General features: G+C 74.5%; 8 protein-coding genes. 2 read left to right on the top strand and 6 right to left on the bottom strand.

What is annotated here, in order from left to right; genetic code table 11:
* Positions 1 to 30 precede the first annotated feature (30 nt).
* Positions 31 to 1,503, bottom strand: coding sequence for an IMP dehydrogenase (gene guaB, locus AACH11_RS18245; RefSeq protein ID WP_341375685.1), 1,473 nt, complete (start codon positions 1,501 to 1,503; stop codon positions 31 to 33).
* Between the two features lie 185 nt (positions 1,504 to 1,688).
* Here guaB and AACH11_RS18240 point away from each other — a divergent pair, with 185 nt between their 5' ends.
* Complete coding sequence (locus tag AACH11_RS18240; RefSeq protein WP_341375684.1) at positions 1,689 to 2,225, top strand: DUF4124 domain-containing protein; 537 nt, start codon at positions 1,689 to 1,691, stop codon at positions 2,223 to 2,225.
* A 28-nt stretch (positions 2,226 to 2,253) separates the two neighbouring features.
* On the opposite strand, the gene AACH11_RS18235 is transcribed toward AACH11_RS18240, so the two are convergent.
* Together AACH11_RS18235 and AACH11_RS18230 are read right to left on the bottom strand one after the other, a co-directional pair.
* Positions 2,254 to 2,571, bottom strand: a complete 318-nt coding sequence (locus tag AACH11_RS18235) for an RnfH family protein (RefSeq protein WP_341375683.1) — start codon at positions 2,569 to 2,571, stop codon at positions 2,254 to 2,256.
* Positions 2,572 to 2,705: 134 nt separating this feature from the next.
* On the bottom strand, positions 2,706 to 3,179 hold the full coding sequence (locus tag AACH11_RS18230; protein ID WP_341375682.1) for a type II toxin-antitoxin system RatA family toxin: 474 nt from the start codon (positions 3,177 to 3,179) through the stop codon (positions 2,706 to 2,708).
* Positions 3,180 to 3,334: 155 nt separating this feature from the next.
* Here AACH11_RS18230 and smpB point away from each other — a divergent pair, with 155 nt between their 5' ends.
* Positions 3,335 to 3,961, top strand: a complete 627-nt coding sequence (smpB, locus tag AACH11_RS18225) for an SsrA-binding protein SmpB (RefSeq protein WP_341375681.1) — start codon at positions 3,335 to 3,337, stop codon at positions 3,959 to 3,961.
* An 87-nt stretch (positions 3,962 to 4,048) separates the two neighbouring features.
* On the opposite strand, the gene AACH11_RS18220 is transcribed toward smpB, so the two are convergent.
* The 3 genes from AACH11_RS18220 to AACH11_RS18210 are packed head-to-tail and all read right to left on the bottom strand — an operon-like array spanning position 4,049 to position 16,897.
* Positions 4,049 to 5,305, bottom strand: coding sequence for an OmpA family protein (locus AACH11_RS18220; protein ID WP_341375680.1), 1,257 nt, complete (start codon positions 5,303 to 5,305; stop codon positions 4,049 to 4,051).
* A 17-nt stretch (positions 5,306 to 5,322) separates the two neighbouring features.
* The gene (locus tag AACH11_RS18215) at positions 5,323 to 8,694 is read right to left on the bottom strand and encodes a hypothetical protein (protein WP_341375679.1); all 3,372 of its coding nucleotides are present in this window, start codon (positions 8,692 to 8,694) and stop codon (positions 5,323 to 5,325) included.
* Positions 8,681 to 16,897 carry an SdrD B-like domain-containing protein gene (locus tag AACH11_RS18210; protein WP_341375678.1) on the bottom strand — a complete coding sequence of 2,739 codons (8,217 nt, stop codon included), beginning with the start codon at positions 16,895 to 16,897 and terminating at the stop codon, positions 8,681 to 8,683. The genes AACH11_RS18215 and AACH11_RS18210 overlap by 14 nt, the downstream gene beginning before the upstream one ends.
* Positions 16,898 to 17,000 lie beyond the last annotated feature (103 nt).

The raw sequence follows: 17,000 nt of genomic DNA, 5'->3' as shown, positions 1-17,000 counted from the left end.
CGCGAACCACTGGCTGGGGCCCGCCCACCGTCACTCCAGGCGGTAGTTCGGCGCTTCCTTCGTGATCTGCACGTCGTGGACGTGGCTCTCACGGATGCCGGCCGAGGTGATCTCGACGAACTCCGCCTGGGCATGCATCTGCTCGATGCTGCCGCAGCCGCAGTAGCCCATCGAGGCGCGCAGGCCGCCGGCCATCTGGTAGATGATCGAGACGACCGAGCCCTTGTAGGGCACGCGGCCTTCGATGCCCTCCGGGACCAGCTTGTCCTGGTTGGGGTTCGTGGTCTCGTCGTTTTCCTGGAAGTAGCGGTCGGCCGAACCGGCCTTCATCGCACCGATCGAGCCCATGCCACGGTAGCTCTTGTAGGAGCGGCCCTGGTAGAGGATGACCTCGCCCGGCGCTTCCTCGGTGCCGGCGAACATGCCGCCCATCATCACCGTGCTGGCGCCGGCGGCGATCGCCTTGGAGATGTCGCCCGAGTAGCGGATGCCGCCATCGGCGATCAGCGGCACGCCGGTGCCCGCCAGGGCGGTGGCCACGTTGTCGATCGCGGTGATCTGCGGCACGCCGACACCGGCGACGATGCGGGTGGTGCAGATCGAACCCGGCCCGATGCCGACCTTGACGCCGTCGGCGCCGGCCTCGACCAGGGCCCGTGCGGCCGCGCCGGTGGCGATGTTGCCGCCGATGACGTCGACCTGCGGGAAGTTCTTCTTGACCCAGCGCACGCGCTCGATCACGCCATGGCTGTGGCCATGGGCGGTGTCGACCACCAGCGCGTCGACGCCGGCCTTGACCAGCAGTTCGACCCGTTCCTCGGTGCCCTCGCCGACGCCGACCGCAGCGCCGACACGCAGCTTGCCGAAGGCATCCCGCGCGGCATTGGGGAAGTTGGTCTGCTTGGTGATGTCCTTGACGGTCATCAGGCCACGCAGCTCGAAGGCGTCGTTGACGACCAGCACGCGCTCGAGCTTGTGCTGGTGCATCAGGGCCTTGGCCTGTTCGAGTGTCGCGCCGTCCGGCACGGTGATCAGGCGCTCGCGCGGCGTCATGATCTCGCGCACCGGGATGTCCATGCGCGTCTCGAAGCGCAGGTCACGGCCGGTGACGATGCCCACCACCTTGCCGCCGTCGACGACGGGGAAGCCGGAGATGCCGTGCTGGCGGCTGAGCGCGATCACGTCACGCACCGGCACGCCGGGGCTGATCGTGATCGGATCGCGCAGCACACCGGATTCGTAGCGCTTGACGCGCGCCACTTCGGCCGCCTGCTGCATCGGCGTGAGGTTCTTGTGGACGATGCCCATGCCGCCCTCCTGGGCGATGGCGATCGCCAGGCGGGCCTCGGTGACCGTGTCCATGGCGGCCGAAACCACCGGCAGGTTCAGACGGATGTTGCGCGACAGCTGGGTCGCGAGGCTGGTGTCGCGCGGCAACACCTGAGAGTAGGCCGGCACCAACAACACATCGTCGAAGGTGAGCGCTTTGCCGAGAAGGCGCATGGGGAAGCTCCAGACGCAAAAGCGGATTATAGGGACCCCGCGCGCCGCTACACTCATCCGGCTGCCGCAAGGCGCCACCATGCCGCGTCACCGGTGCGTGCGCGACCCGTTCCGCCCCGCCTGCGCATGCCTGTCCTGCGGGCGCCGAGTCCGGCGCAGGCGGTACGGCATTTCCTCGAGAGATCATGGTCCCTGCTGCCTTCTCCCCCGCCGTGACGCTGCTGCCGGCCGGTCGTCTCCCGTCCCGCCCGATGCTCGCGGCGGCGCTCGTCGGCCTGCTCGCGCTCGGTGCGGCGATGCCGGTCGCCGCCCAGTACCAGTGGCGCGATGCCAAGGGCCAGCTGCACGTCAGCGACCTGCCGCCGCCGCGCGAGGTGCCCGAGAAATCGATCGTCCGCCGGCCGGCGCGCACGCCGGCCACGGCCGCACCCGCGGGTGGTGCGGCGCCATCGGCCGCGGCCAGCGCCGCCAGTGCGCCAGCGCCGGGCCGCGGCGCATCGCGCCCGGCCGCCGCCGAGGCCCGCGAGCAGGCCGAACAGGCCCGCCGCCAGGCCCAGCGGGCCGACAACTGCCAGCGTGCCCGTCAATGGCTGTCGACGCTGGACAGCGGCCAGCGCCTGAGCCGGCCCGATGCCCGTGGCGAGAACGTGCCGCTGGACGACGCGACCCGCCGCGCCGAGGCCGAACGCGCCCGCAGCGCCATCGCCAGCGAGTGCGGTTGAGGTTGAGGTTGAGGCGGAAGCCGCCGGCTCAGACCGCGGGCGGCGTGCCCTCACCGCGCCGGCGGGGCGTGCGGCGCTGCGGACGCAGGCCGTCGCGCTGGTAGCGCAGGCGCCGGGCCTCCTTGGGGTCGACCTGCAGGCCCCGCGTGAGCAGCAGACGGTCGCCGTCGGCCAGCACGCGCCCGGGCACGCAGGCCCGGCCCCAGACCGACGGCCACAGCGCGTCCACCGCCTCAGCGGCCAGCCCCGCGAACGACGACCGGCCCTCGCGCAGCGCGTCGGCCACGGTCGCGCCGGCGGCCAGCGTCAGCCACTGGCGACGCACGGCACCGGGCTCTGCGCACACCAGCAGCTCGACGCGCAGCGGCGCCGCGGCGGCCGCAACACCCTCCGTCGCGGCCGTCCCGCGAACCGGCTCCGGTTGCGGTTGCGGTTGCGGTTGCGGCCCCGATGACGGCATCGTCGAAGGCTCGGAGGTGTTCATCGCGGACCGTAGACCTGTTCGGCCCGCAGCACGAAGCTGTCGACGAAGGTGCTGGCCACGCGGTCGAAGACCGGGCTGAGCACCGTCGACAGCGCGCGGCTGGAGAAGGCATAGGCCAGATCGAACTCGATGCGGCAGGCCTGGGGCATCACGCCATCACCGGCCGCACCCTCGGGCGGACTGCCGATGGGGATGAACTTCCAGGTCCCGTCCAGCGTCGAGAACGGCCCGTCGACCAAGGTCATGCGCACCTCGCGATCGGCCACGTGCTGGTTGCGCGTGGTGAACGCGTGGCGCAGCCCGGCGAAATGCAGGTGCAGCCGCGCGGTCATGCCGTCGGCGTCATGGGCCAGCACCTCGGCGCGGTCGCACCAGGGCAGGAAACGGGGATAGTCCTCGACCGCGGTCACGAGCCGGTACATCTCGCTGGCCGAGTACCACAGGAGAACCGACTTCTTCACGTGCTTCATACAATCGCCGCATTCTAGAAGCCGGTGCGCGGTTGCGCCGCCGGCTCGGACACCACCCGGGCTGCGGGTGGAGCGTCCATCCCGTATCCGACGGTGAGCGCCCGGCCAGTCCACGGCCGATCGCGCTCCGCAGCACCGGCCCGTCCACGGCCCCGATGTCCGCCTCCTCTGCCAAGTCTTCTGCCTCATCGTCCGGCAAGTCCGCGTCCGGCAAGTCCGCATCCGGCAGCAAAGCCGGGGCCGGCAAATCCGCCCCGAAGTCCACCGGCGGCACCGCGCCCGGCGAGCGCGGCCCGCGCGAACGCCCGCCGGCCTCGGCGCCGATCGTCGACAACCGGCGTGCCCGCTTCGAATACCACCTGGAGGAGAAGCACGAGGCCGGCGTCGTGCTGTACGGCTGGGAGATCAAGGCCATCCGCGCCGGCCAGGTGCAGATGACCGACGGCTACGTGGTGATCAAGAACGGCGAGCTGTTCGTGATCGGTCTGCGCATCAACGCGCTGCGCTCGGCGTCGACCCACGTGCTGCCCGAGCCCGACCGCACGAAGAAGCTGCTGATGCGCAAGGACGAGATCCGGCGCCTGGTCGGCAAGGTCGAGCAGCGGGGCTTCACGCTGGTGCCGCTCAACCTCCACTACCGGGGCGGTCTGGTCAAGTGCGACATCGCGCTGGCCAAGGGCAAGGCCCAGCATGACAAGCGCAATGCGGAGAAGGACCGCGACTGGGAACGCGAGAAGGGGCGCCTGATGCGCCACCAGGTCTCGAGCCCGGGCCGGGACTGAGCCGGCGCCGGGGGGCCGGCGTCCGGCCTCCCCGGCCCGATCCGCCGGGCCCGATCCGCCGGGCCCGATCCGCCCGGCCTGATCCGTTCAGCGCGCGGCGGCCGGCACGGCCTCGACCAGCACCTCGACCCGTCGGTTGGGCAGCAGGCAGGTCTGGACCGCCTGCACGCTCATGCCCGGCGCATCGCAGCGCACCTGCTGGACCCCGTCACCGGCGGCCTGCAGGTCCACCTGCGCCGCCTGCACCCCGAAGTCGGCCAGCACCGCACGCACGGTCTGCGCCCGGCGCTCGGACAGGCGCTGGTTGTAGTCGCCGTGGCCGGTGCCGTTCAGACGGTCGGCATGGCCGACCAGCACCAGACGCCGCACGCTCAGGCCCTGGGCCTTGACCCGCTCGGCCAGCAGCCGCAGCGCGGTCACGCTCTCGGGCCGCAGCGCGGCGGCGTCCGCGCGGTTGAACTCGAACAGCGCGGCGGCCTGCAGCTGCACCGGCGGCGGCAGGGCGCGCGGGGCCTCGGGCGCGGGCGGCACCACCGGCACCGGAACGACCGCAGGCGCCACGGCCACCGCGGGCGGCGGCACCTCGGCGACGGGCACCGCGGGCGGCGACACGGCAGGCGCGGCCGGCACGACCGGTGGACGACAGCCCGCCGCCAGCGCTTCCGCCTCGCCGATCAGGTCCTCGGCGATCTGCACATAGGGCCGGGCGTGGCGCCAGTCGAGCTGGCGCTGCTCATGGCCGGCATGGGCCAGCTCGACCTCGCCGCAGTTCGCGCGCGCGGCCGCACACGACCAGCCCGGATGGCCGCGCAGCGCGGCGCTGCGGGCCCACAGATCGGGCCGCAGGCGCAGCCCGTCGGCGACCAGCGGCACCGTGAGATCCGGCGTGGCGCCCTGCTCCATCGCCGCGGCCAGACGGGCGCTCTGGGCCAGCGCCTCGGTCGGGAAGGCGCCGCGGTCGTTGCGGGTGTACTCGTGGAAGCTGACGTCCAGCCAGCACTGGGCCTGGGCCAGCGCGCCGTCGGCCAGACGCCGGCCACCGTCGTTGATGGCCTTGAGCCGGGCCTGGGCGGCCTCGTAGACCTGCTGGTCGAGCGCGATCGCACGGTCGCTGATGCGCGCGGGTGCGGGCTGCAGCGGGCCGTCGGCGGCTACCGCAGGCACGACCTGGGCCTGGACGGCTACGGGACTGGCGGCGGCCAGCAGCAGACCGGCGAGCAGCGGCCGCAGACGGCCACCCTCCGGCCGGCAGGCCGCGCAGGCGGTGCCGGACACCCCGGCGGTACGGCGCTGCGGCGCCGGACCACGGCGGTGACGAAGCAAGGAAGAGGAACGGGCGATCATCGGACTGGGGCCTCGCATCAGCGATCCAGGCTGCGGTTGACCTCGGGGTCACCGCGCTTGAACAGGGTCTCGTCGAACTTGAAGCGCAGGCGCACGAAGGCGCCGCGCCGGGTGTACTCGGCACCGGCCAGATCGCTGTCGGCGCGGAAGCCGCTCCAGTTCCAGCCGGCCGACAGCCAGAGGTTGGTCTGCGCCAGCCAGCCGGCTTCCACGCCCCAGGCCTGCTGCAGCGCGCCGTGACGACCGAACTGCAGCGCGGTGCCCAGGCCCAGGTCCCAGCGCTCGCGCCAGTCCCAGACCACGCGGCCGCCGATCAGGTGGCTGCGGAAGCGGTCGCGCACGCCGCCCTCGAACTGGTCGGTCTGCCACTTGGTGGCCACGCGCCCGGTCCACCACCAGGGGCGCGACGGATGCCAGTCGGCCACCACCGCGGCGATCACGGCCTGGCTCTCCAGGCGGCCGACCTCGGCATTGCTGGCATCGACCTCGCGCTTGTGCTCCAGCCGGCCCAGCAGGTTCCAGCGGTTGTGGTCGACCGGTCGCCAGGCCAGACCGGCCTGGGCCCGGTGCTGGGCCACGTCGCCCTTGGCCGCGTAGCCGGTGTAGAGCAGGTACTCGCGCAGCAGCAGGGTCCAGTCGCGGTCGAGCTTGCGCGCGCCCCAGACCTGGGCCAGCGTGGTGTGGAAGCGCTCGTCGGCGGGGGTGCCGTCGACGTCGCCGCTGCGGCGGTGCTCCAGCCGCGAGCCGGCCTTCCACAGCGCGCCGCCGGTGTAGTCCAGGCCGCCGAAGACCGCCTGGCCGGAGGCGGTGTCACCGCTGACGACCTGCAGCCGCTCATAGCCGGCGTTGGCGCGCCAGCCGGCGGCCGGCTGCCAGCCGTGGCGGATGCCGGAGGCCAGCTGCGCATCGCGCGCGCTCAGGCTGTCGCGCAGCCGGTACTCGCTGAAGACCTGGGTCTCGGCGCCCGCGCCGTCCGGCCCGCCGTCGTGCAGCCAACGGCTGTCGACGCCGAAGGCCAGCACATGGGCGCTGCGGCCGGTGGCCGAGGTGCCGGCGGACTGCACCCAGCCCTGCTGCCATTCGCCGCGGCCGTAGAGCCGGCTGCGCTCGCTCCACTGGTACTGGGCGAGCGCGCCCAGGCGTCGGCGGTCCTCGCCGGCGATGTCCTGCTCGGCCTCGGCGCCGAGCGTCCAGCGCTCGGTCGCGCGCCAGCCCAGGCCCAGGCGCAGGCTGTCGCTCTCCAGCCGGGTGCCCAGCGGCAGGCTGCTGGCGGTCGCGCCCAGGCTGCTGCCGCTGATGGCGGGCAGGCCGGTGGCCGTATCCAGCGCCTGGTTGCCATAGCCCAGCAGGCCGCCGCCGGCGCCGCTGCCCAGGCTGCTGCCGAGTCCGGCCGTGCTGTTCCACGGTGCGGTACTGGCCTGACCGGTGGTGCCGACCGTCTCGCGCTGGCGGCGCAGACCGACGGCCAGGCTCAGGCGCTCGGCCGCCTGCCAGCGCACGCCGACGCCACCGGCGCCGTAGTGGCCGCCGTCGGGATTGCGGTCCTCGCTGGACAGGGCCTCGGCCTCCAGCGTCCAGCGTTCGGCCAGGCGCTGCTCGGCCTTCAGCGCCGCCTCGCCGCGGCCGCCGGTCAGCGGGGCCGACGGATTGGCGAAGGTCGGCTGGCTGCGCCCGGCATGGCCGCGCACGCGCCGCCCCTCGTCCTCGTGCACCAGCTCGACCCGCCAGGCCGAGCCCTCGGCCTCGCCGATCACGCCGGCCAGGCCGGTCGCCGTGGCGGTGTTGACCGGGTTGGTGTTGACCGTGGTCTGGCTGCGCGCCACCTCCAGCACGACGGCCGAGCGCGGGCCGAAGCGCCAGCCCAGGTTGGCGCTGGCCAGCGTGTAGGGCGCCAGCGGATTGCTGTCGCGCGCCAGGCTGCCGCCGAGCTCGACGCGCTCGCCCAGCCGCCACTGCGCGTCGGCCTGGCCGGCCCAGAAGGCCTCGCCGCCCTGGTCGACCTCGTAGGTGATGCGCAGCGTGACCGGGTTGAGCTCGGCGTCGAAGGCCGCCAGGTACTGGCTGAGCAGCAGCCGGCCGGAGAAGGGCTCGAAGCTGTAGTCGACGCCGCGCGTCAGCGTGCGCACGCTGAGGATGCGCGCCGGCTGCTGGCGGTCACGCACCAGCACCTCGACCTTCTCGCTGCCCTCGACCGCGCCGCTGTTGCGCAGGCCGTAGGGGCCCGAGCCCTGGCTCGCGTATTCCTCGACCACCTGGCGCAGGCTGTCGCGGAAGGCCGCGCCGTTGACGACCAGACCGTCGGCCTCGTGGTGCAGGCGCACGCCGGTCGCGGTGCGGCTCCACTGGCCCAGGCTGCGCGCCTTCAGCGGCGCCGCCTCCGACGGCCCGCCCGGCCCCACGCCGAAGGCCTGGAGGGCGCCGTCGCCGGTCGTGAAATCGCCCAGCAGCGCCCAGCTGCGGTCCTGGTCCAGGCGCAGGTAGAGGCGTTCGGTCGACCGGGCGTCGGCGCTGCGCAGCGCGGCGTCGCCGTAGACCGGATACCAGGCGTCGGGCTGGATGTCGCGCAGCAGGCGGCTGCGCACGTCCTTGTCGCTGTCATAGGCGGCGGTCAGCAGCGTGCTGCCGCGCACCACGCCCTTGAAATAGAAGGCGACGCGGCCGTCGACGCTGGCGCGGCCGCCGCTGAAATCGTGCGACCAGCGGCGGATCTCGCGCTCGAACACGTCGGCGCGCTCGGCCGCCTCGATGCCGCCGCTGTGCACGCGCAGCACGCCCTCGACCAGACCGGCGCCCAGCATCGGCCGCAGGTCGGGGCCGAAGCGCAGCTGGCCGTGGACCTGCTCGTCACCGGCGGTCGCGCGCAGGCGCACGTCGGCCGGCTCGGCCGGCGCCAGCAGCACGACACGGGCCACGCCCTGCTCGACCCGCAGCTGCAGGCCGGGCGTGCGCGGATCGGCATCGCGCCCGCGCGGGCCCTCCTCGTCGGTGGCCGCGCCGGGCACGCGCCAGCGGCCGGCGCTGGCCTCCAGCGTGACGGTGACCGGCTGGGCCAGCGGCTGGCCGTCGCGGCCGTAGACGCGCAGCGTCAGCGCGATGCCGCTCTGGCCATCGGCCGGCGCCGCGTCGCGGTCGGCCTCCAGCACCAGGCGGCCGACGGCGGCATTCGCCGCCCAGTCGACCTCGCCGACGCGGGCGGCCAGCAGCGACGGCGCCGTGCCCGTGCCACGGCCGTTCTGCGACGGCGCCAACGGCAGGTCATCGACCAGCGGCGCATAGCCGGCAGCGAGCGTGGACAGGGACCAGGGCAGCAGCACGGCGGCGGCCAGCAGGCGGGGGCAGGATCGTGGCGCACGGTGGTGGCGTGGCCGGTGGGGCTCAACGCGTCGCATCGTCGTCTCCGGTGTGGGGGTCATCGCCGGTGGTGCGGCCCTGGGGTGGGGGCCGGTTCATCGGCAGGTCGGGCACCGGACGCATCGCCTCCGACGGCGCGGGGGCGTCCGCCGACAGCGCGCGCGGGCGCACCCGCTGGTTGGCGCCGTCGGTGCCGCGCGGCGGGCTGCGCAGCGCATCCAGGCCGTGGGCCTTGCTGTCCAGGCGCAGCGGGCGGCTGCCGGCACGCTCGGTCTGCGGCGCCGTCACCTCGCCGAGCGCGCGGCGGGCCTTGACCTGCTCCAGCACGGTGTTGCTGCAGCTGCCCTCGACCACGTCGGCACGGTGCAGCTCACCGTGCTTCAGGTCCAGCCACAGGCTGCCGGCGTCACCCAGGTTGCGGCTGCCGCTGGTGGTCAGGCGGCTGCCGCGCGGCAGCGTGGTCTCGTCGACCCGCAGCACGTGGCTGCGCGGGGCCAGACCGCAGACGGCGTACTTGCCCTCGACGTCGGACACGAGGTTCGTGCCGTCGCTCAGGATCAGCCGCACGCCCGGGATGCCGAGCTCCTCGGCGCCCTGCACATGGTCGTGGTTGCAGTCGACGAAGACCTTGCCGGCCAGGCAGGCCTCGGTGGCGAACACGCCGCCGCCGACGGCCACCGTGTGGCGACCCTCGTTGCTGCTGGACGCACCGGCCAGCGGCGTGCGGCCGTCGGCGGCCACGCAGCTGGCGGGCGTCGCGCAGCCATGGGCCACCGCGCGGTTGACGCCATCGCCCTGCTGCGCACCGGTGTCGATGCGCACGCGGTAGCGCAGCACCAGGCGGTCGGCATCGCTGCCGCTGGCACTCATCGCGCCGAGCTGGAAGGTCAGCACCGGGCCCAGGCCACCGGCCGGATCGGCGATGGCGCTGCCGTTGACGCTGGCCGTGCCGCGGACGTAGGTGAAGCCGGCCGGCAGGCGATCGACCACCGTGGTCTGCGCCGGACGGCTGCCGCTGCCGCGCTGCACGGTGATCGTGTAGCGCACGCTGTCGCCGATCTCGGCCTTGGCCCGGTCGCCGGTCTTGGCCAGCGTCAGCACGGCGTTGCTGCCCGGATCCAGCGGCAGGTGGTTGTTGACCGCCGTGGCCACCGCGCTGCCGGCGGCCAGCGTCGCGTACCAGACGGTGCTGGCGCCGCCCACCGGCGCCGTGGCCTGGGCCTGGACGGCCACGACCACGGCCGGATCGTCGGCCACCGGCGAGAACGCGCGCGACTCGGCCGGGATGGCCGTCGACGGCGACGCATAACCGCTGGCCTGCACGCTCAGCGCGAAGGTGCACTGGGCGGGCGCGGCGCTGCCCGGCAGGAACTGGAACTGGTAGAGGCCCTGGCTGCCGGTGAGCATCGAGACGGTCTGGCCGGCGATCGTGTAGCCGGTGACCGCCCCGCCCGGCAGGCTGGCGCCCACCAGCTGGCCGGCCGGATCGAAGCCGGCGCAGCTGCCCTCGGGCGCGAAGCTCACGCGGGCGCCGGCCACCGGCTGGCGGGTGGTCGAGTCGTAGACGACGCCACCGGCGGCCACCGGCAGGCTCTGCTGCATCAGCTCGGCGCCGGGGGCGACGACGATGCGGCTCCAGGGCTGGCCGCCGCTGCGCACGCAGGCGCTGGCACGCCCTTGCGAGCGCGCATCGGCATCGGCCAGGCAGTCGGCCGGGGCCGAGGCCGTGCCCTGCTCGCCGTTGACCGGCCAGCCGAAGACCACGCCGGAGGCCGGCTCGCGGTAGCGCAGTTGCAGCGGCAGGCCCGGCTCCAGATCGCCGATGCGCCAGCGGCCATCGCTGGCCGTGCGGGCCTGGGCGACGACGGCACCGGCCGCATCGACCAGCTCCACCGTCCAGCCGGCCAGCCGGGTGTCGGTGCTGTCCAGACGGCTGGCGACGCTGCCGCTGTCCAGCCAGGCGGTGCCGGAAACGGCGCCCGGTGCACGCACCGTGATCGCCAGCTGGCAGGCCTGGTGCTGCGGCGTGGCCGAGCAGGCCGTCAGCGTGGACGGATCGCCGCCGGCCAGCAGGGCGGCCTGCTCGGCCGCGCTCGGCTCGGCCGATGCGAGCTCACCGCCACCGCGCACCAGCGCGGCATCCAGCAGCGTGCCCGCGGCGGTGACGGCCACCTGCACCGGCACGCTCAGCGGGGCAGCCAGCGTCGCGCCGGCGGCCAGGCTGTCGCTGCGGCTGCAGCTGAAGGCGGTGTCGCCGATGGCGCCGGAGCAGGTCCAGCCGCTGCCCGTGGGCACGGCGGCCAGGCTCAGGCCGGCGGGCAGGCGGTCGCTGACGCTCCAGTTGCCGCTGGTGGCCACGCTGCCGGCATTGGCCACCGCCAGCGTCAGCGTCAGGCTGCGGCCGGCGGTCACCGTGGTGGCGCTGGCCGTGGCGGTCACGCGCAGATCGGGCGTGGCCGTGCGCTCGCCGAACAGCAGGCCGTCGACCGTGGCGCCGGCGGCCAGCGCCAGCGTGCCGATCTCGGACTGGCCGTCGGCATTGGCCGCGCCGCCGGCACCGGCAGCCGCGGCGGCGGCCCCGGCGACGATCGCGCCTTCGACGGTGCCCGTCGGCTGCTGCGGCTGCAGCACCCGGTAGCGGCCCGGGCGCAGGCCGTCGACACGCCACTGGCCCTGGGCGTCGGTGCGCACCTCCAGATCGACGGCCACACCGCGGTCATCGGTGCCGAGCAGACGCACGCGGCTGTCGGCGATGCCGGCCTCGGTCGCGCCGGGCAGGCCGTCGCCATCGGCGTCGAGCCAGACGCGGCCGGCCAGCGCCGCCGCCGGAATCTCGGCGAAGTCGTAGCCGGTGCCGGCCTGGTCGGCGCCGAGCATCACCGCATCGATGCGGTCCGGCTCGGCCGCGGTGACCGTGCCGACGGTGGCACCGGCCACCTGGCCGGCCACCGCGCGGCCATCGAGCAGGCCGCTGCCGGCCGGCAGCGCCCCCTCGCTGACGCGGTAGCGGCCGGCGGTCAGGCCAGCGACGCTCCAGCGGCCGTCGGCGCCGGTCGTCGCCGTGCCGGCGGCCTCCAGGCTGCCGTCGGCCAGCAGGCGCTGCACGCTGACGGTGATGCCGGCGATGCCGGTCTCGCCGGCGGCGTCGCCGTCGGGCAGGCCGTCGGCATCGAGGTCACGCCAGACACGGCCGGCCAGGCTGGCACCGTTGGGCTGCTCGCCGAACAGGTTGTCGCCGGCCTGCTGGCCCGCGGCCAGCACGAGGTTGGTGATGCGCGAACCGCCCTCGGCCGGATTGCCGGCCAGCGCGCCGGCCAGGGCCGAGCGCGTGACGCCGTTGACGGTGCCGGCGGGCTGGCCGCTCTGCGACACCGCATAGGTGCCCGGCCGCAGGTCGCTGAAGGACCAGCGGCCATCGGCCGCCGTCACGGTCGTGCGGCTGACGCTCTGGCCGCGGTCGTCGGTGCCGGTCAGCGTCAGCGTGACGCCGGCCAGGCCGGTCTCGGTCGCGCCGACCACGCCGTCGCCATCGGCATCGAGCCAGACACGGCCGCTGAGGGCCGCGGCCGGGATCTCGGCGAAGTCATAGCCGGTGCCGGACTGATCGGCGCCGAGCGTCACCGCATCGATGCGGTCGGGCTCGCCCACGGTGACGGTGCCGACGGTGGCTCCGGCCACCTGGCCGGCCACCGCCCGGCCGTCGAGCAGACCACTGCCCGCGGGCAGTGCGCCCTCGCTGATGCGGTAGCGGCCGGCGGCCAGGCCGCCCAGGCTCCAGCGGCCATCGGCGCCGGTGGTCGCCGTGCCGGCGGCCTCCAGGCTGCCGTCGGCCAGCAGGCGCTGCAGCGTGATCGTCACACCGGCGATGCCGGTCTCGCCCGCCGCGTCGCCATCGGCCACGCCGTCGGCGTCCAGGTCACGCCAGACGCGGCCGGCCAGACGGGCGGCCGCATCGGTGTCGGCGAACAGCAGGCCGCTGACCGACTGGCCGCCGGCCAGCGTGAGCGCGGTCCAGCGGCTGCCGGTGCCGGCGGTGGCGTCGGCCGCCACGGCCTGCGCGCCGCTGCCTGCCGGCGCGGCCGGCAGCACCGGGCTGTCGACCAGACCGGCCGGCTGCGTCTCCTCGACGGCATAGCTGCCGGGCGGCAGGTGGTCGAAGGCCCAGCTGCCGTCGGCGGCGGTGCGCACGCTGCGCACGATCGCCGCGCCCCAGAGGTCGGTGCCGCGCACGGTCACGGTCACGCCTTCGAGCGGGCTGTCGGCCGACGCGCCGCTGCCATCGGCCACGCCGTTGCCATTGCGGTCCAGGATCACGCGGCCGGACAGGCCGGCGCGCTGCAGCACCACGCTGGCACTCGCGCTGTCATTGCCGCTGACCGGATCGACCGCCAGCGGCATGCCCGCGGCATCGACGCCCGGCGCCACGCTGGCGGTGTTGAGCTGGGCGGTGCCGTACGGGCCCTGCAGCCAGTCGGCCCGGCGCCGGGCCCACAGCCGCAGCGTGATCTGGTGCTCGGCATCGTCGCCGACGGCGATCGCCTGGCCGGCCGGCGCGCTGATCACGCAGCTGACGGTCTGCTGCGCGCTGACGCTGGCGAGCGCGGCCGGGCTGGCGCTGCAGGCCAGCGTGGGCACGCTGCCCACCGCGCTGCCCAGCGTCAGGGCGGGCGCGTGCGCGCTGTCGTCCAGCCAGTCGAAGCCGGCCGGCAGCACGTCGCTGACGCGCAGCACGGTGGCCGCCTGCGGGCCCCGGTTGCGCAGGCCCAGGTCCCAGGCCAGTGGCTCGTTGAGCGAGGCCGGCGCGCCACCCGCCACCTGGACCTTGGTGATGGCCAGATCGGTCGCCGGGAAGACGGTGTCGTTGACCGCCGAGCGGTTGTTGTTGTCGGCGCTGGCCGTGATCGAGCAGCTGCCCGAGGACTCGTAGCCGGCCTGCGATTCGTCGGCACAGACCACCGAGGTCTGGCTGTAGGTGACCGGCACCAGCGCGCTGCCGGTGCTGGCGAGTTCGACGTCGAAGTTGACCTCGGCGCCGGCGGCCAGCCAGGCATCGGCGGCCTGCGGCGCGAGCCGGCAGCTCAGCAGCGTGGCCTCGGCCAGGGCGCAGGTCACGGCACCGGTCTTGGTCGCGTCGAGCACGTAACGCGCAGCCCCGACGGCCTGGGCATTGACCGCCACCACCGACGGCGAGGCGACGCTGAAGCCGGTCGGCAGCGTCAGCCGCGCCTGCAGCGTGACACCCTCGGCGCGCGACGGGCCGTTGTTCTGCAGCACGAAGCGGTAGCGCAGCGGCTGGCCGATGGCCGGCATGCTCTGCCCGGTGGGCAGCACCAGCTGGGTGCCCAGGATCAGGTCGATCTGCGGCAGGCCGATGTCGTAGCTCAGGCTGGCCTGGTTGTTGGCCAGGGACGCGGCATCGCCGCAGGCGCTGGAGACGGCCGCCGAGGAGCTGGTCTCCTCCTTGAACTCGCACAGGCCACCACCGAGCACGACGCGGGCGGTGTGCGCCTGGGCGGTCCAGGCCGCCCCACTGGCCGGCAGGCTGCCGGCCGGCTTGAGCAGCCGTGCGCTGACGGTCACCGTGCGCGTCGCATAACGGGCGACGGCCGTGGTGTTGGTGCAGCGCACACGGCGGTGGCCGGCGGCCAGCGCCGGCTCACCGCTGGCGGCGGTGCCGACGACGCTGCAGCTCATCCCCTCGCCGCTGGCCACGAGATCGGCATAGGCCGCCTGACCGGCGGCCGTGTCGACGTTGAAGTCGTCGATCACGGTGAAGGCGCCCGGCGCACTGACCTCGTCCGGCCCCAGGTTCTGCGCGGTGGCCACGAACTGCACGGTCTGGCCGATGCGCGGCTGGTTCGGCGCCATGCTCAGGCTGGTCAGCGCGAGATCGGTGCGCGGCAGCACCTGCACCGCGGCATCGTCATCGACGACCTGGCCCGGCACGGCGCTCAGGAAGGCGTCCGGCGAGGTGACCCAGGCCATGGTGTTGGCCAGCAGACCGGCGGCCAGCGGACGCGGCACGGCCAGCGTCAACCGCAGCCGGGTGCCGGGGGCGACCTGGGTCAGCGTGCACACCAGCTGGCCGCTGCCGGCGCTGATCACCGTCGGGCAACCGGTCAGCGTCGCGCTGCCCGACAGCAGCTCGCGCGTGACGGTGATGGCCGGCGTGCGGTAGCCGGGCGCTGGCGCGCCGGGCGAGCTGACGTCGAGCAGGCCGGGCAGGCTGCCGTTGTAGACCAGCAGCGTCGGGATCGTGACCTGGGGCGACGCCGCCGGCGTGGCCACCTCGAAGCGCCAGTACAGCGTGGACTGGTCGGCCGCCAGCACGGCCGGAGCGGCCACGTCGTCGTGCCAGTCGGCGCTGGTGGCGGTGTCCTGGCCGGCGACCGGCGCCACCGTCGACGACCACTGGCGCAACGCGACCAGCGCGCGGCCGAGGGTGGCCGTGGTCGCGCGCAGGAAGCCGCCAGCCGTCGCGCAGTCGTTGGCGGTCTGGCCGTTGCCCGGGGGCTGCGGGCCGGCGGCCGCGCCCAGGCCGAGCTGGCTCAGCACGGTCTCGCCGGTGCAGGCGCGGTTTTCCAGCAGCGGTGCGCCGTCCATCGTCGCGCTGACCTGGGTCGAGAACGACAGCGTCAGGCTCTCGCCGGGCGCCAGCGTGCCGGCCGCCGTGCGCAGGCACAGGACGCGCCGGCTGCGGGCGGCGTTGGCCGGATCGCTGCCGGCACCGACGCTGCAGGTCCAGCCGGCGGACACGCCGCTCAGCCCGTCGACACCGACGGCCGCATCGATCTCCGCCGGCAGCAGGTAGTCGACCACGCGCAGCGGTTGCGCGCCGCCGGCCGCGGTGTAGGTGGCGGCCGCGGTGCTGGAGGCCTCGTTGCGCACCGTGATCGTGGTGGTGACCACGGTGCCGGGCACGACCGGGCCGTACTGCGGCAGCTTGGTCTTGTCCAGGCCGAGATCGGCGTAGGCGCCACTGACGGTGTAGAGCGTGCTGGCGACATCGTTGGCGGCATTGGCATCGCGCCAGCCGCTGGCCGCGAGCGCCGTGGCGCTCCAGGTGCCGGTGGCCGCGGCCGACGGCATGCGCAGGCCCAGGGCCCAGCTCTGGCTGCCGGCCTGGGGCAGCGCGGCGGCAGTGCAGCGCAGCGTGGCCGCAGCGCTCAAGGTCTGGCCACTGGCCACCCCACTGCAGCCCGCGGGCAGGCTGGTGACGGTGAAACCGGCGGCCAGCGGCAGGCTGATCTGCGCCCCGGCGGGCATCGTCATCGGGCCGTTGTTCGACAGCGTCAGCGTCAGCGTCTGGCTGCTGCCGGCGAGCACCGGCTGCGACGTGAAGGCGATGGCCGCCTGCAGGTCGGCCGCCGGATCGACGGTGTAGGCGCTGGTGACCACGTTGTCGTCGGGCTGCGCATCCAGATAGGGCGAGCCGTCCTGCAGCGCGACCGTGGCCTGGTGCACGAAGCTGCCGGAGGTGCCAGCGATGCCGCTGAAGCGGATGCGCAGCGCACCGAGCGCCGCGCGGGTGAGCGGACCGCTGACCCGGCACACCAGCGTGCGCGAGGACTGGGCCTGCGTCACGCTGTCGCAGCTGACGCCCGGGGCCTCGCTCAGGTCGATGGCCTGCAGCGTGAAGTCGGTGGCCGTGCCCGGCAGACGATCCGACAGCACGATCGTGGCCTGGGACGGCAGGTCGTCGGCCGCCGCATCGAGCGTCGGCCGCCAGCTCATCGCGATCGTGGCGCCGGCCGCATGGGGGCCGGCCACGTCCTGGCTCAACAGGTGGCTGATGTTGCCGGCGGTGATCACGCTGCCGCCCCGGGTGGCCGAGCTGGTGCCGGCCGTCGCCGTCATCGACAGCCCGCCGAGCTGACGACCACGCACCGCGAAGCTCAGGCTGCCACTGGAGCCGACCGCACCGGCGGCCACCGCGCAATCGATGCCGGCCACGCCGGCGACCGTCGACCGCTGGCAGCCCGCCGGCAGCGCGGGCGGCGCGACCTGCAGCACCGCCGGCAGATCCACCCGCACGACCGTGGCCGCCGACAGCTGGCGCAGATAGCGCACCTGCACCGTCGCATCCAGCGGCGTGGTGGCGGCCGCCAGATCGGAGGCCCGCCCGATGCTGGCCGGGAAATCGATCTGGTTGATCGTCAGGATCTGGGCCGCCACCGGCAGCGCGGCGAACAGCCCGGCACACCCCAGGGCGCGCGCGGCGTCCTTCAGATCGAACTTCATGCGTGTCAAGCGCGTGTCTCCACGCAGGGCCTGCGCAGGAGCCCGGGGCCGTGACGCACGGCGGCGGATGCCTTGCAGAGCGCCCTGCGCCTTCATGCAAAAC

It is taken from the genome of Pseudaquabacterium rugosum, from assembly GCF_038066575.1.
Lineage (GTDB): Bacteria > Pseudomonadota > Gammaproteobacteria > Burkholderiales > Burkholderiaceae_C > Pseudaquabacterium > Pseudaquabacterium rugosum.
Note: the sequence above shows the minus strand (reverse complement) of the source record. Positions and strands in the feature narration are given on the sequence as shown.